Annotated in this window: 35 protein-coding genes and 3 pseudogenes; 33 read left to right on the forward strand and 5 right to left on the reverse strand. The window is 37.3% G+C overall.

Annotation, left to right across the window (positions count from 1 at the left end):
- Positions 1 to 2: 2 nt before the first annotated feature.
- The 25 genes from rplN to rpsI all read left to right on the forward strand — a co-directional run bounded on the left by rplN (position 3) and on the right by rpsI (position 14,078).
- The gene (rplN, locus tag SPK86_RS12400; RefSeq protein WP_284141080.1) at positions 3 to 371 is read left to right on the forward strand and encodes a 50S ribosomal protein L14; all 369 of its coding nucleotides are present in this window, start codon (positions 3 to 5) and stop codon (positions 369 to 371) included.
- A gap of 31 nt (positions 372 to 402) precedes the next feature.
- On the forward strand, positions 403 to 711 hold the full coding sequence (gene rplX / locus SPK86_RS12405) for a 50S ribosomal protein L24 (protein ID WP_284141023.1): 309 nt from the start codon (positions 403 to 405) through the stop codon (positions 709 to 711).
- A 26-nt stretch (positions 712 to 737) separates the two neighbouring features.
- Complete coding sequence (rplE, locus tag SPK86_RS12410; RefSeq protein WP_284141081.1) at positions 738 to 1,277, forward strand: 50S ribosomal protein L5; 540 nt, start codon at positions 738 to 740, stop codon at positions 1,275 to 1,277.
- Positions 1,278 to 1,300: 23 nt separating this feature from the next.
- Positions 1,301 to 1,486: a type Z 30S ribosomal protein S14 gene (locus SPK86_RS12415; protein ID WP_047185890.1), complete on the forward strand. Its 186-nt coding sequence runs from the start codon at positions 1,301 to 1,303 to the stop codon at positions 1,484 to 1,486.
- A gap of 29 nt (positions 1,487 to 1,515) precedes the next feature.
- Entirely contained in the window at positions 1,516 to 1,914 is a 399-nt protein-coding gene (gene rpsH, locus SPK86_RS12420; RefSeq protein WP_284141024.1) for a 30S ribosomal protein S8, read from the forward strand.
- Positions 1,915 to 1,944: 30 nt separating this feature from the next.
- Complete coding sequence (gene rplF / locus SPK86_RS12425; RefSeq protein ID WP_284141025.1) at positions 1,945 to 2,481, forward strand: 50S ribosomal protein L6; 537 nt, start codon at positions 1,945 to 1,947, stop codon at positions 2,479 to 2,481.
- Positions 2,482 to 2,513: 32 nt separating this feature from the next.
- Positions 2,514 to 2,876 (forward strand): 50S ribosomal protein L18, encoded by a 363-nt coding sequence (gene rplR / locus SPK86_RS12430; RefSeq protein ID WP_284141026.1) that lies wholly within the window; start codon positions 2,514 to 2,516, stop codon positions 2,874 to 2,876.
- A 22-nt stretch (positions 2,877 to 2,898) separates the two neighbouring features.
- On the forward strand, positions 2,899 to 3,402 hold the full coding sequence (gene rpsE / locus SPK86_RS12435; protein ID WP_443089782.1) for a 30S ribosomal protein S5: 504 nt from the start codon (positions 2,899 to 2,901) through the stop codon (positions 3,400 to 3,402).
- 13 nt (positions 3,403 to 3,415) lie between these two features.
- Positions 3,416 to 3,598, forward strand: coding sequence for a 50S ribosomal protein L30 (gene rpmD, locus SPK86_RS12440; protein WP_284141027.1), 183 nt, complete (start codon positions 3,416 to 3,418; stop codon positions 3,596 to 3,598).
- 32 nt (positions 3,599 to 3,630) lie between these two features.
- A complete protein-coding gene (gene rplO / locus SPK86_RS12445) occupies positions 3,631 to 4,071 on the forward strand; it encodes a 50S ribosomal protein L15 (protein ID WP_284141028.1) in 441 nt (146 codons plus the stop codon).
- A complete protein-coding gene (gene secY, locus SPK86_RS12450; protein WP_284141029.1) occupies positions 4,071 to 5,363 on the forward strand; it encodes a preprotein translocase subunit SecY in 1,293 nt (430 codons plus the stop codon). Before rplO ends, secY begins: the two co-directional genes overlap by 1 nt.
- Before the next feature lie 31 nt (positions 5,364 to 5,394).
- Positions 5,395 to 6,039, forward strand: coding sequence for an adenylate kinase (locus tag SPK86_RS12455; protein WP_284141030.1), 645 nt, complete (start codon positions 5,395 to 5,397; stop codon positions 6,037 to 6,039).
- Positions 6,040 to 6,211: 172 nt separating this feature from the next.
- Positions 6,212 to 6,547, forward strand: coding sequence for a KOW domain-containing RNA-binding protein (locus SPK86_RS12460; RefSeq protein WP_284141031.1), 336 nt, complete (start codon positions 6,212 to 6,214; stop codon positions 6,545 to 6,547).
- On the forward strand, positions 6,525 to 6,743 hold the full coding sequence (infA, locus tag SPK86_RS12465; protein ID WP_010095735.1) for a translation initiation factor IF-1: 219 nt from the start codon (positions 6,525 to 6,527) through the stop codon (positions 6,741 to 6,743). Before SPK86_RS12460 ends, infA begins: the two co-directional genes overlap by 23 nt.
- A 35-nt stretch (positions 6,744 to 6,778) precedes the next feature.
- A complete protein-coding gene (gene rpmJ / locus SPK86_RS12470; protein WP_010095733.1) occupies positions 6,779 to 6,892 on the forward strand; it encodes a 50S ribosomal protein L36 in 114 nt (37 codons plus the stop codon).
- Positions 6,893 to 6,917: 25 nt separating this feature from the next.
- Complete coding sequence (gene rpsM, locus SPK86_RS12475) at positions 6,918 to 7,283, forward strand: 30S ribosomal protein S13 (RefSeq protein ID WP_284141032.1); 366 nt, start codon at positions 6,918 to 6,920, stop codon at positions 7,281 to 7,283.
- Between the two features lie 21 nt (positions 7,284 to 7,304).
- On the forward strand, positions 7,305 to 7,697 hold the full coding sequence (gene rpsK / locus SPK86_RS12480; RefSeq protein ID WP_284141033.1) for a 30S ribosomal protein S11: 393 nt from the start codon (positions 7,305 to 7,307) through the stop codon (positions 7,695 to 7,697).
- Between the two features lie 226 nt (positions 7,698 to 7,923).
- Complete coding sequence (locus tag SPK86_RS12485; RefSeq protein ID WP_330949494.1) at positions 7,924 to 8,868, forward strand: DNA-directed RNA polymerase subunit alpha; 945 nt, start codon at positions 7,924 to 7,926, stop codon at positions 8,866 to 8,868.
- A gap of 179 nt (positions 8,869 to 9,047) precedes the next feature.
- Complete coding sequence (gene rplQ, locus SPK86_RS12490) at positions 9,048 to 9,401, forward strand: 50S ribosomal protein L17 (protein ID WP_284141035.1); 354 nt, start codon at positions 9,048 to 9,050, stop codon at positions 9,399 to 9,401.
- Positions 9,402 to 9,636: 235 nt separating this feature from the next.
- Positions 9,637 to 10,476 (forward strand): energy-coupling factor ABC transporter ATP-binding protein, encoded by an 840-nt coding sequence (locus SPK86_RS12495; RefSeq protein WP_284141036.1) that lies wholly within the window; start codon positions 9,637 to 9,639, stop codon positions 10,474 to 10,476.
- Positions 10,452 to 11,324 carry an energy-coupling factor ABC transporter ATP-binding protein gene (locus SPK86_RS12500; RefSeq protein ID WP_330949495.1) on the forward strand — a complete coding sequence of 291 codons (873 nt, stop codon included), beginning with the start codon at positions 10,452 to 10,454 and terminating at the stop codon, positions 11,322 to 11,324. Before SPK86_RS12495 ends, SPK86_RS12500 begins: the two co-directional genes overlap by 25 nt.
- Positions 11,317 to 12,117 (forward strand): energy-coupling factor transporter transmembrane component T family protein, encoded by an 801-nt coding sequence (locus tag SPK86_RS12505; RefSeq protein ID WP_284141038.1) that lies wholly within the window; start codon positions 11,317 to 11,319, stop codon positions 12,115 to 12,117. Before SPK86_RS12500 ends, SPK86_RS12505 begins: the two co-directional genes overlap by 8 nt.
- Positions 12,118 to 12,137: 20 nt before the next feature.
- Positions 12,138 to 12,914, forward strand: a complete 777-nt coding sequence (gene truA / locus SPK86_RS12510; RefSeq protein WP_330949517.1) for a tRNA pseudouridine(38-40) synthase TruA — start codon at positions 12,138 to 12,140, stop codon at positions 12,912 to 12,914.
- A gap of 312 nt (positions 12,915 to 13,226) precedes the next feature.
- On the forward strand, positions 13,227 to 13,664 hold the full coding sequence (gene rplM, locus SPK86_RS12515) for a 50S ribosomal protein L13 (protein ID WP_284141040.1): 438 nt from the start codon (positions 13,227 to 13,229) through the stop codon (positions 13,662 to 13,664).
- A 21-nt stretch (positions 13,665 to 13,685) separates the two neighbouring features.
- The gene (rpsI, locus tag SPK86_RS12520) at positions 13,686 to 14,078 is read left to right on the forward strand and encodes a 30S ribosomal protein S9 (RefSeq protein ID WP_330949496.1); all 393 of its coding nucleotides are present in this window, start codon (positions 13,686 to 13,688) and stop codon (positions 14,076 to 14,078) included.
- A 1,029-nt stretch (positions 14,079 to 15,107) separates the two neighbouring features.
- Here the strand turns inward: rpsI and SPK86_RS12525 are convergent.
- A complete protein-coding gene (locus SPK86_RS12525; RefSeq protein WP_330949497.1) occupies positions 15,108 to 15,665 on the reverse strand; it encodes a hypothetical protein in 558 nt (185 codons plus the stop codon).
- 383 nt (positions 15,666 to 16,048) lie between these two features.
- Positions 16,049 to 16,183: pseudogene (locus SPK86_RS12530) on the reverse strand (ATP-binding protein); the annotation flags it as partial.
- A 12-nt stretch (positions 16,184 to 16,195) separates the two neighbouring features.
- Here SPK86_RS12530 and SPK86_RS12535 point away from each other — a divergent pair.
- The 3 genes from SPK86_RS12535 (at position 16,196) to SPK86_RS12545 (ending at position 18,082) form a co-directional block, all read left to right on the forward strand.
- Positions 16,196 to 16,414 (forward strand): ABC-three component system middle component 1, encoded by a 219-nt coding sequence (locus tag SPK86_RS12535; RefSeq protein ID WP_443089784.1) that lies wholly within the window; start codon positions 16,196 to 16,198, stop codon positions 16,412 to 16,414.
- 144 nt (positions 16,415 to 16,558) lie between these two features.
- Positions 16,559 to 17,785, forward strand: coding sequence for an AAA family ATPase (locus tag SPK86_RS12540; RefSeq protein ID WP_330949499.1), 1,227 nt, complete (start codon positions 16,559 to 16,561; stop codon positions 17,783 to 17,785).
- A gap of 21 nt (positions 17,786 to 17,806) precedes the next feature.
- Entirely contained in the window at positions 17,807 to 18,082 is a 276-nt protein-coding gene (locus tag SPK86_RS12545; RefSeq protein ID WP_330949500.1) for a hypothetical protein, read from the forward strand.
- Here the strand turns inward: SPK86_RS12545 and SPK86_RS15175 are convergent.
- A complete protein-coding gene (locus SPK86_RS15175; protein ID WP_443089783.1) occupies positions 18,020 to 18,190 on the reverse strand; it encodes a hypothetical protein in 171 nt (56 codons plus the stop codon). The genes SPK86_RS12545 and SPK86_RS15175 overlap by 63 nt on opposite strands.
- Before the next feature lie 406 nt (positions 18,191 to 18,596).
- A complete protein-coding gene (locus SPK86_RS12550) occupies positions 18,597 to 18,773 on the reverse strand; it encodes a hypothetical protein (protein ID WP_330949501.1) in 177 nt (58 codons plus the stop codon).
- Between the two features lie 817 nt (positions 18,774 to 19,590).
- On the opposite strand from SPK86_RS12550, the gene SPK86_RS12555 reads away from it, so the two are divergent.
- From SPK86_RS12555 to SPK86_RS12565, 3 genes and pseudogenes are all read left to right on the forward strand, one after another.
- On the forward strand, positions 19,591 to 20,625 hold the full coding sequence (locus SPK86_RS12555; protein ID WP_330949502.1) for an FAD-dependent oxidoreductase: 1,035 nt from the start codon (positions 19,591 to 19,593) through the stop codon (positions 20,623 to 20,625).
- Positions 20,626 to 20,716: 91 nt separating this feature from the next.
- Positions 20,717 to 20,886, forward strand: a pseudogene (locus SPK86_RS12560) (MerR family transcriptional regulator); the annotation flags it as partial.
- A gap of 225 nt (positions 20,887 to 21,111) precedes the next feature.
- Positions 21,112 to 21,258, forward strand: coding sequence for a transposase (locus SPK86_RS12565; RefSeq protein ID WP_284141044.1), 147 nt, complete (start codon positions 21,112 to 21,114; stop codon positions 21,256 to 21,258).
- 1 nt (position 21,259) lies between these two features.
- On the opposite strand, the pseudogene SPK86_RS15180 reads toward SPK86_RS12565, so the two are convergent.
- Positions 21,260 to 21,418 (reverse strand): annotated as a pseudogene (locus SPK86_RS15180) (IS21 family transposase); the annotation flags it as partial.
- Between the two features lie 218 nt (positions 21,419 to 21,636).
- Here SPK86_RS15180 and SPK86_RS12570 point away from each other — a divergent pair.
- Both SPK86_RS12570 and SPK86_RS12575 read left to right on the forward strand, forming a co-directional pair.
- Complete coding sequence (locus tag SPK86_RS12570) at positions 21,637 to 23,403, forward strand: cache domain-containing sensor histidine kinase (protein WP_330949503.1); 1,767 nt, start codon at positions 21,637 to 21,639, stop codon at positions 23,401 to 23,403.
- Positions 23,381 to 24,100 (forward strand): response regulator transcription factor, encoded by a 720-nt coding sequence (locus tag SPK86_RS12575; protein ID WP_284141046.1) that lies wholly within the window; start codon positions 23,381 to 23,383, stop codon positions 24,098 to 24,100. The genes SPK86_RS12570 and SPK86_RS12575 overlap by 23 nt, the downstream gene beginning before the upstream one ends.
- The last annotated feature ends 84 nt before the right edge of the window (positions 24,101 to 24,184 follow it).

Raw genomic sequence — 24,184 nt, forward strand, 5'->3', positions numbered from 1 at the left:
ATATGATTCAACAAGAAACTCGCTTAAAAGTTGCAGATAACTCAGGTGCGCGTGAGGTTTTAACCATTAAAGTACTTGGTGGATCCGGACGTAAAACAGCTAATATTGGTGATGTAATTGTTTGTACAGTCAAACAAGCAACACCAGGTGGCGTTGTCAAGAAAGGCGAAGTTGTCAAAGCTGTTATCGTACGTACGAAGAGTGGCGTCCGCCGTAAAGATGGGTCATATATTCGTTTTGATGAAAATGCTGCCGTAATTATTCGTGACGATAAGAGTCCAAGAGGAACACGTATTTTTGGACCAGTTGCACGTGAATTGCGTGATGCACAATTCATGAAAATCGTATCTCTAGCTCCAGAAGTTTTATAAGTAGAATTGTCCTGAAGGAGGTGCGTCAAGCATGCATGTAAAAAAAGGTGACAAAGTTAAAGTATTATCCGGCAAAGACCGTGGTAAACAAGGCACTATTTTAGAAACGTATCCTAAGAAGGATCGTGTCCTTGTTGAAGGTGTCAACATGATTAAAAAACACGCAAAGCCTTCACAAGAAAATCCACAAGGTGGTATCTTGAATCAAGAAGCACCAATTCATGTTTCTAATGTATTGCCAATAGATCCTAAATCCGGTGAGCCAACTCGTGTTGGGTATGAAGTACGTGATGGAAAGAAAGTCCGCATCGCTAAAAAATCCGGTGAAGAATTAAAATAATTTAGCGACGAAAGGAGGGCGACATGATGAATCAACTTAAAGAAAAATACCAAGAGCAAATCGTTCCATCTTTGATGGAAAAGTTTAATTATAAATCTGTAATGGAAGTGCCTGTAATTGAGAAAATCGTTGTCAACATGGGTGTTGGTGACGCAGTTCAGAACTCTAAGGCATTAGATAACGCTGTAGAGGAATTAGCGTTGATTTCTGGTCAAAAGCCTGTTGTTACACGTGCGAAAAAATCAATCGCTGGTTTTCGCCTTCGTGAAGGAATGCCTATCGGTGCAAAAGTAACCCTTCGCGGTGAAAGAATGTATGAATTCCTACAAAAGCTTATTTCTGTATCACTACCACGTGTTCGTGACTTCCGTGGTGTATCAAAGAAAGCTTTTGATGGTCGTGGTAACTACACATTAGGTGTAAAAGAACAATTAATTTTCCCAGAAATCAATTACGATAAAGTAAGTAAAGTTCGTGGAATGGATATCGTTATTGTAACCACTTCTAAAACGGACGAAGAAGCTCGTGAACTTTTGGCTCAACTTGGCATGCCTTTCCAAAAATAGAGCTAATACAAGGAGGGAAAATTGTGGCTAAAAAATCAATGGTTGCGAAGCAAAAACGCCCACAAAAGTATCAAGTACGTGAATACACACGCTGTGAGCGTTGTGGACGTCCACATTCCGTAATTCGCAAATTTAAACTTTGCCGTATTTGTTTCCGTGAACTTGCCTATAAAGGTCAAATTCCTGGTGTCAAAAAAGCAAGCTGGTAAACCCCGATTCGGGAAGGAGGTAATGAGTAATGGTAATGACAGATCCAATCGCAGATATGCTAACTCGTATTCGTAACGCCAACATGGTAAAACATGAAAAATTGGAGCTTCCTGCTTCCAAAATGAAAAAAGAGGTCGCTGATATCCTTAAAAGAGAAGGCTTTGTCCGTGACTATGAATTTATTGAAGACAACAAGCAAGGTATTCTGCGTATATTCCTTAAGTACGGTGCCAATGAAGAGCGAGTAATTACAGGTATTAAGCGTATTAGTAAGCCTGGACTTCGTGTTTACGCGAAAGCAGATGAAGTACCACGCGTACTGAACGGACTGGGAATTGCAATCGTATCAACATCAAAAGGTGTACTTTCTGATAAAGAAGCACGCTCACAAGCTGTTGGTGGCGAAGTTCTTGCATATGTTTGGTAATCAACATTAATTGATGAGGAGGTGCATGGAATGTCTCGTATAGGACTGAAACCAATTGAAATCCCAAGTGGTGTAGAAGTAAAATTTAACGGAAATACCGCTACTGTAAAAGGACCTAAAGGTGAATTGACTAGAACTTTTCATAGCGATATGAAAATTAAAATAGAAGAAAATACGATTTTTGTAGAACGTCCAAGTAATGATCGTGAGCATCGTTCCCTTCACGGAACAACACGTAGCTTGATTGCTAACATGGTTGAAGGCGTTCATCAAGGATTTGAAAAGAAACTAGAAATAATCGGGGTTGGATACCGTGCTCAAAAACAAGGAACGAAGCTTGTTGTTAACGCAGGTTATTCCCATCCAGTTGAAATCGAACCTGAAAAAGGTATCGAGATTGAAGTTCCAAAAAACACGGAAATAATCGTCAAAGGGATCGACAAAGAAGCTGTTGGTGCAATTGCTGCTAACATTCGTGCGATCAGACCACCTGAACCTTACAAAGGTAAAGGAATTCGTTATGTTGGCGAATATGTACGTCGTAAAGAAGGTAAAACTGCTAAATAAGGCATGTTAGGGAGCAGAAAGGAGTGACCTAGATGATCACAAAACCTGACAAAAATGTTGCACGTAAAAGAAGACACGCGCGTGTCCGCAAGCATGTTGCTGGTACACAAGAGCGTCCACGTCTAAACGTGTATCGTTCAAACAAAAACATTTATGCACAATTAATTGATGATACAGTAGGTAAAACATTAGCAAGTGCTTCAACAGTTGACAAAGAACTATCGGTTGAATCAACTGGTTCTGTAGAAGCGGCTAAGCAGGTAGGAGAATTACTTGCAAAACGTGCCCAGGATAAAGGATTCAAATCGGTTGTGTTCGATCGTGGCGGCTACCTTTATCATGGACGTGTAAAAGCATTGGCAGAAGCTGCCCGTGAAGCAGGTCTTGAATTTTAATCGATAAAGGAGGGAACCAATAGTGAATAATAATCTTGACCCAAACAAATTAGATATTGAAGAACGTGTTGTTACGGTCAACCGTGTTGCAAAAGTAGTAAAAGGTGGACGTCGCTTCCGTTTTGCTGCTTTAGTAGTTGTCGGTGATAAAAACGGTCATGTAGGATTCGGTACAGGTAAAGCACAAGAGGTACCGGAAGCAATTAGAAAAGCTGTTGAGGATGCGAAGAAGAACCTTATCACAGTACCGATTGTTGGAACTACTATTCCACATGCGATTCATGGTCAATTCGGCTCAGGTAACGTATTGATGAAGCCAGCTTCAGAAGGTACAGGAGTTATCTCTGGTGGACCAGTTCGTGCGGTATTAGAGCTTGCAGGTGTTAGTGATATTCTTACAAAATCACTTGGTTCAAACACACCAATCAATATGGTTCGCGCAACAATTAACGGTTTAAGCAACTTAAAGCGTGCAGAGGACGTAGCAAAACTACGAGGAAAATCTGTAGAAGAACTGTTAGGATAAGGAGGGAAATACTATGTCTAAAAAATTAGAAATCACCCTCACTAAGAGTGTCATTGGTGCAAAAGAAGGACAAAAAAGAACAGTAGAAGCATTAGGCTTGAAAAAAATTCGTCAATCCGTAGTTCTTGAAGATACTCCGGCTATTCGTGGAATGGTTAATAAAGTATCTCATCTTCTAACGGTAAAAGAAGCGTAATTTATAAATTAGCGTAAAGAGGAGGTGCTCAAATGAAACTTCATGAATTGAAAGCATCAGAAGGAGCTCGTAAAGAACGTAATCGCGTAGGTCGTGGAACATCATCTGGAAACGGTAAGACTTCCGGTCGTGGACATAAAGGCCAAAAAGCACGTTCTGGAGGCGGCGTCCGTCCAGGGTTTGAAGGAGGACAAATGCCATTATTCCAACGTCTTCCGAAGCGCGGCTTTACAAACATCCATCGTAAAGAATTTGCAATAGTGAACTTAGATGCGTTAAATCGTTTTGAAGACGGCACAGAAATTACACCTGAGCTATTACTTGAAGAAGGTGTCGTATCGAACCTAAAAGCAGGTCTTAAGATACTTGGTAAAGGTTCTGTAGATAAAAAATTCACAGTAAAAGCTCATAAGTTCTCTGCTTCAGCGAAGTCTGCAATTGAAGCAGCGGGCGGTAAAATAGAGGTGATTTAATGTTCCGTACAATCTCCAATTTTATGCGCGTAGGTGACATTAGACGGAAGATCATATTTACATTATTAATGTTAATAGTATTCCGTCTTGGTACATTTATTCCTGTACCGTTCACGGATAAACAAGCGATTGACTTCATGAACCAACAAAATGTTTTTGGCTTTCTAAACACCTTTGGTGGTGGGGCATTGCAAAACTTCTCCATTTTCGCAATGGGAATTATGCCTTACATTACAGCGTCAATTATTATGCAGCTTTTGCAAATGGACGTTGTACCAAAGTTTGCTGAGTGGAAAAAACAAGGGGAAATGGGGCGTAAAAAGCTCGCTCAAATTACCCGTTATGGAACTGTAGTTCTAGCGTTCGTTCAAGCAATTGCCATGTCAATCGGCTTCAATACATTGGCACAAGGAGATTTAATTGTTAATCCGAGCATAATGAAATTTATCATTATTGCACTTGTTTTGACAGCTGGTACCACATTCCTAATGTGGTTAGGTGAACAAATCACTGCAAATGGAGTCGGAAACGGAATTTCCATTATTATCTTCGCAGGTATTGTCGCAGCAGTTCCAAACGGAATTAAACAATTATATATTCAGTATTTTGATAATCCTGGAGACGAATTGTTTATTAACATCGTAATTGTTGCGCTTATTGCGTTGGTCGTAGTTGCCGTAACCGTTGGAGTTATCTTTATCCAACAGGCATTACGTAAAATTCCAATTCAATATGCTAAAAAGCTTGTTAATCGTTCTCCGGTAGGTGGCCACTCCACGCATTTACCACTAAAGGTGAACGCGGCAGGAGTTATTCCCGTTATCTTCGCAATTGCTTTTATCATTGCGCCGAGAACCGTAGCTGGCTTTTTTGAAGGTAATAAAGTCGCAGAAACGATCGCAAACATTTTTGATTATACACAGCCAATCGGTATGGTTATCTATGTTGCGCTAATTATTGCGTTTACGTATTTTTATACGTTTGTTCAGGTTAATCCAGAGCAAATGGCTGAAAACCTGCAAAAGCAAGGTGGATATATCCCGGGAATACGCCCAGGTAAAAATACAGAAACATATCTCACACGTGTTATGTATCGTTTAACATTTGTAGGATCGATATTCCTTGCAGCAGTTTCTGTACTACCTATCGCTTTAGGCAGTCTTGCAGATTTGCCTTCTGCAGTACAAATCGGCGGCACGAGTTTGCTCATTGTTGTAGGGGTTGCACTCCAAACAATGAAACAACTAGAAGGCCAGTTGGTGAAACGTCACTACAAAGGCTTTATTAAGTAAACCTAGCTGCCAGTGAGAGCGAGGGGATTATGTGAATTTGATTTTAATGGGTCTCCCTGGTGCCGGAAAAGGTACGCAGGCTGAGAAAATAAAGGAAAAGTATAGCATCCCTCATATTTCAACGGGAGACATGTTTCGTCTAGCAATTAAAGAAGGAACAGCACTTGGAAACAAAGCAAAAGCTTTTATGGATCAAGGTGCACTTGTTCCCGACGAAGTTACAATTGGTATTGTAAAAGAACGGTTAAGCAAGGACGATTGCAAAAACGGGTTCTTATTGGATGGTTTCCCAAGAACGATTGCACAAGCAGATGCTTTGCAACAGCTTCTTGCAGAACTAAACACAACCATTGACTTTGTCGTTAATGTGGAAGTACCAGAAGAAAAATTGGTGGAGCGTTTAACAGGACGACGAATTTGTCCAACTTGTGGAACAACTTATCACGTGCTCTACAACCCGCCAAAGGTTGAAGGGATTTGTGATAAAGACGGTTCCCAATTAATTCAACGGGATGATGATACTGCTGAAACGGTTAAGAATCGCTTAGCAGTAAACATCGAACAAAGTAAACCGTTACTGGACTTTTACCAAGAAAAAGGATATCTCGTTACCGTTAATGGTGATCAACCAATTAACAAGGTGTTCGAAGATATTCAATTAGAAATTGAAAAATAAGCAAAGTAACTGTAATTCAGACACGTTTGCAGATGAATTATCATCTGTAAAAAGATATAATTATGTCGTAGTGAAACATTACGGTAGACTCGTTAATGGTGACACATTACAGCAGTGAAATTTAAGAAGTCTTTAGATTATATGAATAAAGCCTAAGTGAAGGTGATCGTTGTTGAGCGAAGAGGATTCAGTTCCGCGAATAGGTCAAGTTGTTCGTATTATGCAAGGGCGTGAAGCAGGACAATATGCGATTATCATTAAAGTTCTTGATAATCGGCTTGTATTGCTCGCAGATGGAGAAAAACGCAAATATGATCGACCAAAGAAAAAGAATCTGCATCATATTGAACTAATGGATTATATTTCTCCGGAAGTCCAAAACAGCCTTCTAGAAACTGGTCGTGTCACAAATGGTAAATTACGATTTGCTATAGCTAAATTTTCGAGTGAGGTTGTGACTGATGTAGAGAAGGAGGATCAACACGATGGCGAAAGACGATGTAATTGAAGTGGAAGGTACCGTAACGGAAACATTGCCAAATGCAATGTTTAACGTCGAATTAGAAAATGGCCATACGGTTTTGGCACATGTATCTGGTAAAATTCGTATGCATTTCATTCGCATTTTACCAGGTGACAAAGTAACGGTAGAACTTTCCCCGTATGACTTAACAAGAGGACGAATTACGTATCGTTATAAATAAGCGAATGCGCTCCGATATAAAAGGAGGTAATAACAGTGAAAGTAAGAGCATCTGTAAAACCAATTTGTGAAAAATGCAAAGTCATCAAGCGAAAAGGTAAAGTAATGGTGATTTGTGAAAATCCAAAGCATAAGCAAAAACAAGGATAAATATTGAAGGAGGTGCGACACACTAATGGCTCGTATTGCAGGTATTGACATTCCACGTGACAAGCGTGTAGTCATTTCATTAACGTACATTTATGGTATTGGTAAGAATACTGCAGCAAAGATCCTAGAAGAAGCGGGAGTTTCTCAAGATACTCGTGTTCGTGATTTAACAGAGGATGAACTAGGAAGAATCCGTAAAGCGATTGACGCCTATACAACAGAAGGTGATCTTCGTCGTGAAGTTTCATTAAACATCAAGCGTCTAATCGAAATTGGTTCATACAGAGGAATCCGTCATCGTCGTGGCTTACCAGTGCGTGGTCAAAAGACGAAAAACAATTCACGTACTCGCAAAGGACCTCGTCGTACAATTGCAGGTAAGAAAAAATAACGTGAAGGAGGTATGCTAATCATGGCTCGTAATAAAACAAATACTCGTAAGCGTCGTGTGAAAAAGAATATTGAAACAGGTATTGCGCATATTCGCTCTACTTTTAACAATACGATTGTAACGATTACGGATGCTCACGGTAATGTAATTGGTTGGAGCTCAGCTGGTGCGCTTGGATTTAAAGGCTCCCGTAAGTCAACTCCATTCGCTGCACAAATGGCAGCTGAAACTGCTGCAAAATCTGCAGTAGAAAACGGCATGAAAACATTAGAAGTTACTGTAAAAGGACCAGGTGCTGGACGTGAAGCAGCAATTCGTTCACTTCAAGCAGTCGGCCTAGAAGTAACTGCAATTCGTGACGTAACACCAGTTCCACACAATGGTTGCCGCCCACCAAAACGTCGTCGTGTATAATTTTTAGCGTATATAATTTGTCACCCTGTCTATAATGGGTTATGATGGCTAAAGGTATATAGTGAAACGTTTAATCTCATTTAAAACCTTATGTACGGCATCTAGATAGACAAAAATGTACGAAATTAAGACAATAGCGCAGAAACGCCAACTGCCTATTTGGGGAATTTCGGTTAGACACGATCGTCTAACCGGGGTTTCGACGTTTTTAAGGAGGGTTTTATGAATGATCGAAATTGAAAAGCCAAAAATTGAAACGATAGAGATCAGTGATGATGCTACGTTTGGAAAATTCGTGGTCGAACCGCTTGAACGTGGATATGGTACTACTCTAGGAAACTCCTTGCGTCGTATCCTACTATCCTCACTTCCAGGCGCTGCTGTTACATCTGTTCAAATTGATGGAGCACTTCATGAATTTTCAACAATTGACGGGGTCGTTGAGGATGTAACAACGATCATTTTAAATCTAAAAAAGCTCGCACTAAAAATCTACTCTGATGAAGAGAAGGTTTTGGAAATTGATGTTCAAGGCGAAGGAAAGGTAACTGCTGCAGATCTAACCTATGATAGTGATGTAGAAGTATTAAACCCAGAGCTTTATCTTGCAACATTAAATTCTAAAGCAAGCTTGCATATGAAAATCACCGCCGAGCGTGGTCGCGGTTATCGCCCAGCAGAAGAAAACAAACGTGATGATCAACCAATCGGAGTAATTCCTGTTGATTCGATCTTTACACCTGTTGATCGGGTGAGCTACCAAGTAGAAAATACACGTGTAGGTCAAAACGCAAACTACGACAAATTGACTTTGGATGTGTGGACCAATGGCAGCATCCGTCCTGAAGAAGCTGTTTCTTTAGGAGCAAAAGTATATACAGAACACTTAAATATTTTTGTAGGTTTAACCGATGAAGCACAAAATGTGGAAATCATGGTTGAAAAAGAAGAAGATCAAAAGGAAAAAGTGATGGAAATGACCATCGAAGAGCTTGATCTTTCTGTTCGTTCCTACAATTGCTTAAAACGTGCTGGAATTAATACAGTTCAAGAGCTTTCAAATAAATCTGAAGAAGATATGATGAAAGTGCGTAACCTTGGACGCAAGTCATTAGAAGAGGTAAAACTCAAGCTTGATGAGCTTGGTTTAGGTTTGCGCAAAGACGACTGATAACCGATAAATAAAAACCAGACACCTTTAGAAAAAGCGTTCAAAAAGTCTTCGTAAAAAAACAATCGCATCTATGCTTGCTCGCTTTCCATTCCGATGGAGGCAAGTAAGGGTTAGAGTACGCGTTTGTTTGGCGAGACTTCTTTTGAACCTACATTTGAGAAAGGGAGGGATAGTCCATGGCTAGAAAATTAGGACGTACTACAGACGCTCGTATGGCACTTCTTCGTAACCTTGCTGCTGATTTGATTATTCATGAACGGATCGAAACAACAGAAGCAAAAGCGAAGGAACTAAAAACGATTGTAGATAAAATGATTACACTTGGTAAGCGTGGCGATTTACATGCACGTCGTCAAGCTGCATCATTCCTATACAAAAAAGAAGCAAATGAAAACGAAGATGTGATTCAAAAGCTTTTCAATGATGTTGCTGCACGCTATGAAGAACGACAAGGTGGTTATACACGTGTTCTTAAGCTAGGTGAACGCCAAGGCGACGGAGCAAAAATGGCAATCGTTGAACTAGTTTAATGTTTCCATACGTGATAAGGGCAGGACTAAATCTCTTCTATGAGGTGAATCCAAGCCCTTTTTTTGTAGGCTCTGTTCTTCACCAAAGATAAATGGAATGATAGAATAGAGAAGGATATGTAAGAAAACATATTAAACTGGGATCCGTTTTGTAGAGGGTTTACAGAATCAAAACGTAAATGTAATTAATCGATACAATATACCAAGGCGGAGTAGAGAAAGAGGAGAGCGAAATATGAACAAAAAGCTAGTAGAGTTTAGAAATGTATCATTCCGATATACAGAAGAGCAGCCTTGGGTTTTGAAAAATTGTTCTTTTACTATTTATGAAGATGAATGGGTAGCTATCATTGGTCATAATGGATCGGGAAAATCGACGATTGCAAAGCTAATGAATGGACTCCTTTTTCCACAAGAAGGAGAGATTTATATTCACGATCAGCTTGTAAATGAACAATCAGTGTGGGACGTGAGAAAAAAAGTTGGCATGGTTTTTCAGAATCCGGACAACCAGTTTGTTGGTACAACGGTTCAGGATGATGTTGCATTTGGAATGGAAAATCGAGGCTTTTCACGTGAACAAATGGTAGAACGAATTGAGAACACGCTAGAAGCAGTTGGTATGCTTGACTATCGCTTAACTGAACCACATCGGCTTTCTGGTGGTCAAAAACAGCGCGTTGCCATTGCCAGCGTGATGGCGATATCCCCTCAGGTCTTAATATTGGATGAAGCGACCGCAATGCTTGATCCGAAGGGAAGACTGGAGATTATGCAGACGGTTTCCCGTCTTCAAGAGCGAAACAGCCTTTCATTGATTACAATCACTCATGACTTACAGGAAGTGGCTCAAGCCGATCGTGTGATTGTCATGAATGAAGGGGAATTGTGGAAGGAAGCGACACCAAGAGAAATCTTCGCAGAAAAAGCGGCATTACGGGAAATCGGTTTAGATGTCCCGTTCGTTGCGATGCTTGCAGAAGAGCTACAAAAGCTAGGAATTCCCATCTCGAAAGAACCGCTAAACCACACAGAACTGCTGGAGGACCTATGGACATCCTATTCGACAAGGTAAGCTATATCTATCAACAGAATACGCCATTTGCACATAAAGCAATCGAAGATCTATCCTTTCATATCCCGTCAGGCTCGTTTGTGGCGGTTATCGGGCATACGGGATCAGGAAAGTCTACCCTCATTCAACACTTAAATGGCTTAGTCACGCCAAGTGAAGGCGAAGTAAGGATCGGGGATTATCGATTAACAAAAGATGAAAAGCCGAAGAACATGAAAGCATTAAGAAGCAAGGTTGGTGTTGTCTTTCAATACCCAGAGCATCAATTGTTTGAAGAGTCAGTAGCAAAGGATATTGCCTTTGGACCACAAAACTTTGGGGTGTCCAAGGAAGAAATTCATCGTCGCATTAAACGAATAGCTCCAATGGTTGGAATTTCGGAGGCCTTATTAGATCGATCGCCGTTTGATTTGAGTGGCGGTCAAATGCGCAGGGTGGCCATTGCAGGTGTACTTGCTGTAAAACCAGAAGTACTTGTTCTTGATGAGCCTACTGCTGGATTAGATCCACGCGGTCGGAAGGAAATCATGCGTATGTTCTATGAGCTTCATCAGCGCGAAAAGCTAACGACGATCATGGTCACACATAGCATGGAGGATGCGGTGACATATGCGGATTATGTAATTATGTTAAATAATGGAACGATATACATGGAAGGAAAGCCAGAAGCGGTTTTTACGAAGGCAGAGGCATTAAAGAAGGTACAGCTCGACGTACCAGAAATGATTCAATTTATCCATGCGTTCGAAACGAAATTTGGAACAAGCCTTCCTTTTAAACGACAAACGATACAACAGTTGGCAGAACAAATTCAGCACCGCTTAAAGGGGGCTGAATACGATGAATGATTCGCTTATTATTGGACAATATGTTCCAGGATCATCGATTGTTCATCGACTAGATCCCCGAACAAAGATTACCGTAATATTCTTTTTCGTCTTTATCGTGTTTTTTGCTAATTCGTTACCAAGCTATACAGCGATCACTATCTTTGCATTAACGAGTATGCTTGCGACAAAAATATCGGTTCGCTATATTATGAAGGGGTTAACACCCGTTTGGTTTTTAATCGTGTTTACGTTTTTATTACATTTAATTGTTACGAAGGAAGGCTCGGTTTGGCTTAATCTGTTTGGCTGGAAAATATATTCTGGTGGCGTCATTCAAGGGTTCGCTATTTCAATGCGGTTTTTCCTGTTAATTCTCGTAACATCACTATTAACATTAACAACAACCCCGATTGAAATTACGGATGCCATTGAGGATATGCTGCAGCCTTTGAAGAAAATTCGCTTTCCAGTACATGAGCTCGCATTAATGATGTCGATTTCTTTACGATTTATTCCAACGTTAATGCAGGAAACGGATAAAATATCAAAAGCACAGGCCTCACGTGGCGTAGACTTTCGCACAGGCCCATTAAAAGAGCGTATAAAAGCCGTTGTACCACTTTTGGTGCCATTGTTCGTTAGTGCCTTTAAACGCGCAGAGGAGCTGGCAATGGCCATGGAAGCACGTGGCTATCAAGGTGGAGAAGGCCGTACGAAGCTTCGCGAATTAAAAGTCGAAAAGCGGGACATTCTCGTGTACGTAGTGTTTGCTTTTGTCGTTGGCCTATTATTTTTTACAAGAACTTACTAACTAGGAGGATGCGGTACATGATGTTGAAGAAGATAAAATGCATTGTAAGCTATGATGGCAGTCTTTTTTCCGGATACCAAATCCAGCCTAAAAAAAGAACTGTCCATGGAGAATTAGAAAAGGCATTAACCAAAATGCATAAAGGCTCCTCCATCAGAGTGCATGCATCTGGGAGAACGGATACAGGTGTCCACGCGATTGGCCAGACCATCCATTTCGAGACACACTATGATTTAGCTCCAACAGATTGGAAAAATGCACTAAATACACTGCTTCCGAACGATATATATATTCAAAAGGCTATTGAAGCACCTGCTCACTTTCATGCGCGCTACGATGTTGTAGAAAAGGAATATCGATATGTGGTGAGAAATGAGCGGGAGCCGAACGTGTTCAAACGAAACTATGCCTACCACTTTCCTTATCCGTTAGACATGGAAGCTGTTCATGCAGCTTGTCGGCTTTTTGAAGGCACACACGACTTTACGACTTTTTCCTCGGCAAAAGCAACAGTGAAGGGGAGCAAGGAAAGAACGTTGTATGAGGCTTCCTGTCAGCAAGAAGGAGCGGAGCTTACCTTTACCTTTCGCGGAAGCGGATATTTATACAACATGGTACGTATTATGGTTGGAACGATTCTTGATATTGGACAAGGAAAGCGCCAGGTAGCAGATATACCCATGCTGTTTGAAAAGCGAGATCGCCGTCTTGCCAGCGCCACCGCGCCAGCACAAGGATTGTACCTGTGGAACGTAACATATAAAGACGAGCTTAAAGCGGATAAAATAGGAAAATAAAACAAGGGCAATTACTTGGAATGATGCTTCTTTACTTAAAGGGATAGATTAACTTGAATCTATGATGTGCAAGGTAAAAAGTGGCTATTTTTGTTCGAGAAACACGTAATGGTAAGTAAAGAAAATTACCATTGATTTTTATTCACTTTATTTGCGGGAATATACCATTATACCTTGACATAAGACCCTGTTTTGGTATATTATGATTTATGGCATTTTATTTCTAAACCATGATTAGCCCCGGAAACTAATTATGTTGAAATATAGGAATAACTACGAAAAATGAAACATTGAATTTGGAGGGAAACCAACATGCGCACAACTTTCATGGCGAATGAAAATAATATTGAACGCAAATGGCTCGTTGTGGATGCGGAAGGCAAGCGCCTAGGTCGTTTGTCAAGTGAGGTTGCTGCAATCCTTCGCGGAAAGCACAAGCCTACTTATACACCACACGCTGACACTGGTGATCACGTGATCATCATTAATGCTGAAAAAGTAGAACTTACTGGAAACAAAATCAATGACAAGATGTACTACCGTCATTCAGGCCATCCAGGTGGTCTTAAAGAACGTACTGCAGATGAAATGCGTACAAAATACCCTGAGCAAATGATCGAGCTTGCTATTAAAGGCATGCTTCCTAAAGGATCATTAGGACGTAAAATGGGTAAGAAACTTCATGTTTACAGAGGTTCTGAGCATAATCATCAAGCACAAAAACCAGAAGTATATGAGCTTCGTGGATAATCTTTAAGGGAGGTAAATCAATTGGCACAAGTACAATACTACGGCACAGGTCGTCGTAAAAAATCAACTGCTCGTGTACGCCTAGTTCCAGGAACAGGTCGTATTGTAATAAATAATCGTGAAGCAAAAGACTATTTTCCATATGAAACACAATTGCTTATCTTGAATCAGCCATTAGTAACTACTGAAACACAAGGTACTTATGATGTTTTAGTAAATGTACATGGAGGAGGATACACTGGTCAAGCTGGTGCTATCCGTCACGGAATCGCTCGTGCACTTCTAGAAGCAAATCCAGAATACCGTGCATCATTAAAGACTGAAGGTTACCTAACTCGTGACGCACGTATGAAAGAACGTAAGAAATACGGACTTAAAGGCGCACGTCGTGCACCACAGTTCTCAAAACGTTAATAGGATTATTGATATACCAACGTTTGCAAAGGTTTTTTGGTGCAAGTTGGTGCAAAGTAACGTCAAGAAAGACATCAGCATTTTGCTGATGTCTTTTTACTATAATGAATTTATTGAATCTAAAGGCTTTCGTATTCTTCGTGCCTTTTTTCGATAATAATTTTGCGTTGTTTGAATGTGACGTTCCCTAATCGTTCCGATAAAAAATCCATTCTCATATCTTGTGAAAACAAATATGATGCGTGTGTATCTCTTAAACCGTTGAAAGTTGTTTTTGGGAAATTTAACTTCTTTAATAATTCGGTTATGTTCTTTAAAGCCTCCGAAGCTAAGAATATAGCCATTTTCTTTAACAGGAATATTAATTAATAGCTTATATATTTATTTGATGTATGTTTTTAAGTGCATCTAGTTCCAAAAATACATGAAGAGTTATATGTTCTTTTGTCTCTTTCAAGTGGAAGATTCAGAAATACGGTTTGAATCGGCTATGTAGTAGCAATTACCATTTTCTGAAACAGAGTGGGTATTGATTGTCCTTAATAAATTGACCCGAACACTACTTGGGAATTATTGACAAGTTGTAGGGCGTTTTCTTTTGGGTAGCCGTTAACGTATCCTTCAATAATATATCCATCATAGGAGTCACAAAAATTCACATCCCATTATCGGCATGTGAATTTTAAGTGTCAAATTTCTCTATGATTAAGTTAAAAAAGGAACTTAAACAAACCAAATATAAACAAGGTGAATATCACCTGAATCATAACAAATAGTGCATACCCTTTATTAGGCTTTTTCTCTTGGTTTTTTTGATAATATTTAATTACTAGGTACTCGTTTGAGAAACAAGTAATGTTAACGAGTAATAAAAATAAAATTGTTATGATTAAGGCATTATCAAAAGATAAAAAAGAGGTTGAAAAAAGAATAAGCGAAACTACAAGAAAAATGTAAGAATATCGAAAATTCTTAGGTGTTATCGTCATATCTCACAAACTCCTTTACATTAGTAATAAGTTATTGATGTTAATCACAAGCTATTGAAGCTATTCCGTATACTGTTGAAACAAGAAGTGGAATAATTACTGCTGCCGGTCCAGTAATACCCAATAAATAAGCGGCCGCAGTATAAGAACCGCTATGGATTAACCCTATTGCTGTCAGAGCGTCACCACAACTAAATGCCTTTGTAGATATGCCACCTTGCTGCTCGTTTATATTGTCTTTCATTTCTTTTGAAATGTCGTCTGCCGTTTCTTTTACTACATTGTCACCGTCTGCCATATAACGGTTAAATTTATTAATGCTTGATTGTAATTGTCCAAAGTTAAGTGAAGTGTCCACTTTTTTAAGTTTATGCACTAATTCATTTTTATTGACAATTTTAATTTGTTTATTTCCTTCTGAATCTGTGTAATTCTCTAGGTGCTTAGAGACGGCTTGCACTAATGCTATTTGTTCTTGTGTTAAGTTGTTCTTATTAATTTTTGAAGGTGACACTTGGGCTGATACTGAACTCCCAACTATTCCGATGAATAATACAGTAGCCATAAATACAAAGGTAAGCTTTTTGCATATTTTCATATTACAACATCCTCCTAATAGTTTTCTAGTCTAAAGAAATAATTATTGTGATCGATAGCTTATCCCTCCCCATAGATCACAACCAACAATTTTAACATTCCGATGATTACCATAAATGTAAGTCTATTAAAATTATAACAAAAAAAACCTTTTGGAAGTCAAGTGAAAATTCGCATTTTTTCCTCGTTTTCTTTTTGCACTTCTTTTTAAAAAATACCCTTTTAGGTTTTGGTCGTGTCAAAACTTAGGAGAAGTGGCCCTTGAAGACGCTAATTCCCTGGATCGATTGAATGGTTAGAAATAGAATCAAATAGTTTCACCGTATATAGCTATAAATGTCAACTTATTTATGTACACTAATGCTCATTTAAGTATGTACACTTTTACTCATCTTCCTGATCAAAGTGATTCTTAATTCTATAGGATTTACCAATTATGTTTACTACTGTTGCGTGATGCAATATTCGATCTAAGATAGCGTTAGCTAGCTTTGAATCTTGAAAGACCTCATCCCAGTTATTTACTTTTTCATGATTCTTAACTTTGATTTGAGTAAGGATGAGGGTTTAGCACTTTCTATAAATAAGGTTGTTAAAGATGAATACGTGTGTAAAAAATATGTTTTTCAATCAGTAGATGAAATTACGGATGTTCCTTTTCTAAGCGATCAATTTATTAAAATGCCACAATTTGATTATGATCAAGAGTTCAAATCTGGAATCTTAAATTTTAATACAATAAATGATTGACTGGGGAAGAAAAAGAAGATCTTGATAGTTTTTACTCATTGGCCAACAACTTGCTGGATTACTATTTCACTTCGTATTCCGTCTTAGAAGAAACTAGCAAATTTGAAAAAGATATCTTAAAAATAGGAAATAGGAGTGTAATTAATGAAGATTAGTCGACTTAAATTGGAGAATTTCAGAATATTTAGAGGTATCCATGAGTTTGACTTGAAAGATAAAAAAGTAATATTAATAGAGGGTTCAAATGGACATGGAAAAAGTACGATATTTGATGCTATATGTTGGGTGTTTACAGGAGAATTAAATCGATTTTCTGGTAGTAGCGAACAATCCAAATTTAACTATCTAGTTAATAACTATGAGTATCAGAAGCAAACCTATAGAGTTAGTGTAGAAGTGGATATAGTTAACAGCGACGGATCTGTAAGTACTATCAGAAGAGAAATTCGAAAACTATTATCAGGTAATATAGACAAAAAGCTTTTTGTTGAAGGTAAACAATACACTATTCGGGAAGGGTTAAGATTTATAATCAATCTTATTACAAAAGGGAATTTTTTAAACCAAGAACAAAAGTTGAACAGTTTTAGTTCAATATTTGCTTCTACCCAGATCTTATCCCAAGAAACTTTGGAAGAATTTGTGAAGGTGGATAAACCAACCGATAGGTATGCAAAACTTGAAAACATTCTTGGTCTCGATAAATATGGGAAAGAATTAAAAAATTATATTAATAAGAGCAAGACTGCTTTTGAGAATGAATTAGATCGTATAGACTCAAAACTTAAAGATGTTGAAAACGAATTAAAGCGCCTTGACACACGGTATAGAGATAATGAATATATACTGGATTACACCGGCGAAGTCAGTGAGGCTCATTTAATTGATAAATTGAATACATATTTTTATTCTCTACCAGAACATCTTGTGAATTATAATACTATAAAGATCAAAACCCTGGAAGAAGAAGATATTCAAAGAATTAGAAATCAAAGAAAAGAGCTAGAGAACAAAAATACAAAGTTACAAAATATGAATTCTAGGATACATAGGTTTGATATAACTAATTCTGATCTTAATGAGGAACAAACAAAAATTGATATTTCATATAAGCTCTTGTTAAATGTCAATAAAAAATTGAAAAAAAGAAAATACGGGAAATTACGAGCTGAAAGTAGAAGAAATCAATTGTTAGTACTTGAAGAAAACTTTCAAGAAATTGGGATTTTACAAGAAGAACTAGGTGATTTAAAAGATAAAGAGAATGAGATAAAAAATTTTCTATCTTATGTAAATAGCAATATGAAAATAAAAGAAATTATTAAAAAGTATAATAGCTATAGTAATTTCATACAAGTATTCGAAAATTAAAAAGTAAAAAAAGTAAATGAATTGGAGTTAAAGTATAAAAATCACGAACTAGAGAAAATAGACAAAAATTTGAGTAGTATTGAGAGTGAAATTAAAGCTAAAAAAGAAAAACTTGAACAAGTATACAGTAATAAAAAGAACAAAAATCACATTATTGACCAGTTAAGATTTAAAAAGAAGGACATTCGTGCAGATAATTTTCAACAAATTACTTTTTCACTACAAAGAAGCCTCTTAAATAGAGGATCTGAAAAAGAGTGCCCTGTATGTGGCAGTGATTTTATCCACGGTTGGTAACTCAAATAAATGAGCGATACAGGAAATACTAAAAATTATTAAAAAACTGAAAATAAAGAGCGGTATGAAGGTAAGATATTTACTTTCTATTATTCGTTTTCTTGTCACAGGTAGTATTATCTCATATTTATTCTATCCCATCATATTTCAATATTTCAAACGCATGGACAGGTGTAAGTACAAAAGGTAAATTTCCAGCTAGCTTTTATGCAGACGAATGATTAGTAAGAAATAACAAAACTAAAGCAATAACGGTTAACAAAGAGGAGGATTTTATACCTTTTTCTATGAAATAAAAAACTTTATCGATCCACTATCCTTTATTAATGCACCTAATATTGCTCCCATTGTAGACGTTTTTTTTAGCGCCATTCTTACCTATAAAACCAACAATCGAACCGTACGGTATTGAAAATGAGATATCTTTAAGCTCAAATTGAGAATCTAAATAATGTTTATTCAGATTCTCGACTTTTAAAATATTCTCTATATTATTTAACTCCATTCTTTACTACTAATTATTCTTTTTCATTTGTGATATACCATATAGACCACCAAAAATGATGAATCCTAAAAAGACGAGCGTATTTGTTATTGGTTCATCAATTTTCGGAATGGAATCCTCAATAACCTTTAAAAGAACTAATATCCCTATGGTAAAAATAACTCCGATTATTGATCCTTGTTTCATGATTATTTTCCCTCCCTTTATAATCTGAATTTTAATTCAAACTCTCACTCTTGGATTTTCCTTGAGTGTACTATTCCTTTCTTATGAATATTTATATCTTAAAGAAACATCGATGTTGCTTCTACAATGCAGGAGTTGCACTTTGTCAACTTACAGTTGCAATCTTGTTATACCATGCATTTCGCATTACATTTGCTATTCAAGGTGGATCGAACCTTAATTACAAAATGTTCGCCGTATATATGTAACTGTTCTCCTTTTTCAGTGGCGAAACAGTTACGACTTCATGGTTATATAAGTCGTTTATGTTCAATTTTGATTTTCTAAAAACGTTAATTCTGCTGATTTTTAGTCGTATAGTTACTTATATTTATCTTAATTAACACAGACATAAAAGAAGGTTGTTTGCCATCAGATCGAATGTTTCTCTGAAGTTCTTTATAGAACCTTACAGCTAAAAAAGAAAAAACGCCTGTATTCGATACAGGCGTTTTCTACGTATATTTGTGGCGAAGAATCATGTGTTCACATCCACATGTATTGCAATTCCTCGTCTTACACAAATCAGCTCATCGCTTAATCAGTATACCATGGATGTGAAGTTTAAACCATTGGTTTTTATTGTAATTGTGGTGGATTTCCGGGTGTTTTTAATAATTCCACGCACTAACTATTTTGCTTTCATATCAATTCGCATAGTTATTTAGCAAAACACCTATAATTTACCAGTAATTAACCTCCCTAATCTAACCCAATCGCTTGACTTCGAGTTACTCAAAGGTGATATACTACCGTTGAAAACGGGGAGGAAATTATCGTGAATGATATAGTTGAGAATAAGCATGATCAAAACGGAACAGCGGTTATTGTTGGTGCTTCCCTCTCAGGATTAATGACAGGAATTGCACTCGCGCAAGAAGGATTACATGTAACGATTTTAGAAAAGGTTGGAGAAAATCGAATTGGTGGTTCGGGATTGCGAGTGAATGGAGGAACTATTGGTCGATCGAAGACGGAAAAGCTCCTCAAAAATCTCGTTTCTAATGGGAAGAGTACAGTTCAGCTCTGGTCAACCATCGAGTCACGTTTACGGGCAGAAGCAAAAAAGGATAATAAGATAACCTTGCGATATGATACCCGTGTTGTAAACGTTGATCAGGATGATGAGTCGGTTTGGGCATTAACAGACCAAGGGAAAACGATTCACGGGGATTTGCTGATCGGTGCGGATGGGCATAACAGTCAGGTACGGAAGTATATCGCACCACATAAACCAAACGCCACATATGCGGGTTATATGGGGTGGATTGCGTCGATGAGCGAGAATGACTTGCCGAAGCATCTTCTTCCTAGCACGCATAAGCCAGCAGTGGAGATGTTTGACAGTTATGATGGGTTTAAGTTTGGTTCCATTATCGAAAAAAAGGATGATTCCGCTGATTCTGGAAGTCGTAGAATTGGCTGTACGTGGTATGATAATCGGCAAAGTGCGTTATTGCGTCGTCTTGGATGTGTGGAAGGAATGGTCGTACGCCATTCCTTGAATGGTGCTGATATTCCAGAAAGTACATTAAAGGAATTAGCAAATCAGGCTGCGAATTGGCCAGAACCATGGCGATCTGCGTCGCTTCATGGGATAGAAACACGGACACTTATTGGCATTCCGATAAAAGAATATGTTCCAGATCTACTGGTGAAAGGACGGATTGCGCTCGTTGGCGATGCGGCACACGTACCAGCTCCTGTTACAGCAAGTGGGTTTAATGAATCACTCCAAGATGCGGTAGCACTAGGTAAATGTGTGGAAAAGGGAGTGCATGGGCAATTAGCGCTTCAGGCATTGGCGAAGTAGGAATCGCTTCGATTAGATAAAGTGCGAGAAATGGTGCAATCAGGACAATTTTATAGTTATTCGTTTGGGCGTCCATAAGGAGAGAATAAAAATGTACACCGTAAAAGAAGTCGCTTCATTGCTTGATTTGACCGAACATACCATTCGCTACTATACGGATAAAGGACTTGTTCCGAATTTAAAGCGGGACACGAATAATAATCGTTTTTTGATGAAGCAGCAATCAATTGGCTGTTATGTGTAAAGCATTTAAGACAATGCGAAAAGAAGCTGAACTACTCGCCACTTGAAATATGAGGTGAGCTACGAGAAAGTAACCTTTCTTTTTCCCGTATATAGCTATGGTTCTTTTACAACGGCTACACGCCTTTCAAATCGAGTAATATGCATGTTTGATAAGCGCGAGCTAAAAACGGTGGATGTTTTACCTGGCGCTATCGCAATTGATGATTTCAATGAGGTCCTGTTGGGAAAAGGTTTCTTATTATGGATATAGAAAACAAAGAATTTATCGATATTCTCCCAGATATAGAAGTGGATATGATAAAGAAATACTTACAATCACGAGATATTAGTCGAGTGAAAATGGTAGTAATGGATTTATTGAAATCATTTAAACAGGCAGTGTGTTAAAAAGGAGCAAAGGTATAACCCTATAATAGTCATTAATTGTAGATGATCGATTTCTTGATTTCTTTGGAATAAAACCGTTTAGATATTTATCAACTGTTCTACGATGTACATTTCACTCCCTTGCTAGTCTGCTCTTATAATCCTTATATTTAGTTTCTCCACCAAATTGTCAGGTTTGATTGACTTTCCCCTTTAATCTCTGTCTTAAAGTTTATTGAAACAAGTATATTCCTCACCTCATGCACGTATCTATCAAAGTTGTACATTGTTAAGTGAACGTTTCAGTACATATTAAAGTTAGCATATATACATGCTCCATTTTGACTCCAACATTATCTAGCAATTAGAATGAAAGAAAGGTTTCAAGGGGGATAAAATATGTACCTTGGTAGGAAAATCTTTACAACTTTTACAATTCTGTTGTTAATTCCACTTATTGTAATTGGAATTACTGTACACTTAGTTTTTTCCTCTTCGAAAGTTGAAGAATTCACTTCTTATTCAGAGAACTCTATTAAACAACTAAATAATAGTTTAGATTTAATGATGGAGGATGCAGCTAGATCAACGTTATCATTGCTATATAATAGGCAACTAATAAATATATTAAGGGAGTACGATTATGACTCTTCCCTCGAATATAGAAACCACAAGCACACAAATGAATTTTCACTTTTTCTCTCAAGTATTTTATACAAAAAAGAACCTGTTTATGCAATTCATGTATTTACTAATAACGGTTGGATATTTAGCCATATGGGCGATTATAAAATAAAAGATAAAGTAAATTTAATTGATGAAAATTGGTATCATGAAGCCAAGGATAGTAAAGGATCATGGCTTATAAATTCAGAAGAATATCCCAGTTATTATTTGAACAGCAACAAAAGCTTTATCAGTCTTGTAAGGATTTTAAAAGATCCAATAGATAGCAAAGACATTGGAGCAATTAAAGTAGATTTTTCACCAGAATATATATCAAGGCTTACAGAACAGCTGCCAGGTGAATATTGGCAGATATTAAGAGGCGATAATCCGCTTTTCAAAAGACAGAAAAATGAAATTATTGAAGAATGCAAAGTTAACAATAGTTGGATTAAAGATGAAGGAACAGGAGATAAATACTTATGTGTTACGGATACATCGGTTAAGACAGGGATACAAGTCAGCAATATTATTCCCGAGGATGAAATCTACAAGGATATAGCAGAATTTGATACATTTTTATCGATTTTGATTGCTGTTTGTATCCTGGTTTCATTGATATTATCCTATCATACTTCTAACTATCTTATGAAACCTTTGGAAGTTTTAAAAAAACAAATTAAAGGGTTACAAAATAGGAATTCCTTAGAGCGGTTGGATATTAATGAGAATGCTGATATTGCGATACTTAGCGGTGCTTATAACAATATGTTAACTGAAATAAAACAATTGGTTGAGGAAGTGTACGAATTAAATATTAGGAATGCTAATTCGGAATATAAAGCATTGCAAACTCGTATGGATCCACATTTTATTTTTAATGCATTAGAATCAATTAATATGACTGCACTTAAAAATAAACAATTGGATTTGTCAGATATGATTTCTGAATTAGGGACGTTAATCAGGTTCAGGTTAAAAAATGATGAGCAACTGATAATACTTGAAGAGGAGTTGGAATTTAGCAAATCATATGTTTCGATAATGAATCAAAGGATGAGTGAAAATCTAAATGTAGCTTGGGATATTGATACTGAAGCTATGAACATTAAAGTTCCTAAGTACATTATTCAACCATTAATTGAAAACGCCATCATACATGGATACAACGGGAAGAAGCTCAATATTAATGTAATCGTAAAACTTAAGGGGTTTTATCTAGTAATCATAGTTAAAGATAATGGAGTAGGAATTGATAAGGCTAAACTTGATTTCATGTTGAAAAAGTTCAAACAGGAATCTGAAATCGACAAATATTTTAGTGCGGGAAGGAAGAACAATGGAATTGCATTAGAGAATATTAAACAACGGCTAAATCTTACATATGGAACAAAAAAAGAGCTGTTACAGATTGATTCAGAAAAGAATTTAGGAACGACCATCACGATTACAATCCCAATGAATGAAGGTGATGTCTTTGAGAAAGGTTCTATTAGTTGAAGATGAAAAAGTTATTCGGGACGGGGTAAAAACTTTATTAGAAGAAGTTATTACTGGATATAGTGTACTTTGGGAAGCGGATTGTGGTAAAAGAGCTTTAGATATAGTAAACATTGAAATACCTGATTTAATTATTACCGATATCAGAATGCCAAATGTGGATGGATTGGAGTTTATTGGCATACTCAAAAACATCCACCCTTCTGTCCCTGTCATCATAATTAGTGGGTACGATGATTTTGCTTATGTTAGAAAAGCTTTAAAATTGGGAGTTAAAGATTATCTGTTGAAGCCAATAAATAGAATGGAACTTGCAAGTGTTCTTGAGACAATCAATAAATCAAAACAGGTTTTAGTTGTTTCCGAAGATAATATTGGAGAACCAACAATAATTAAAAACATCAAAGAAGCTGTGGAAGAAAACCTTGAGGGTAATCTATCGCTCAATTATCTTTCTAAAACTCTCAATCTTCATCCTAATTATATAAGTCAGCAATTTAGCCAACATACAGAAATTAGATTATCAGATTATATCTTGGATAGAAGAATGAGCAAAGCAAAAGAACTATTACTAAATACTAATCTTAAAGTATATGATATTGCCCATCTTACTGGATTTTCAAATGCGAAACATTTCGCCTCTGTATTTAAAAAGCATAATGAAAAAACTCCTCAACAATATAGAGAGGAAAGCTAAATATTAATAATACAAACCATTTCTTAAGATTAAAGCATTTTAAAGCGCTTACATAATTGCTAAGATTGATGTTAATGAAAGGGG

Source organism: Virgibacillus sp. MG-45, from assembly GCF_036409425.1.
Taxonomy (GTDB): Bacteria; Bacillota; Bacilli; order Bacillales; family Amphibacillaceae; genus LDC-1.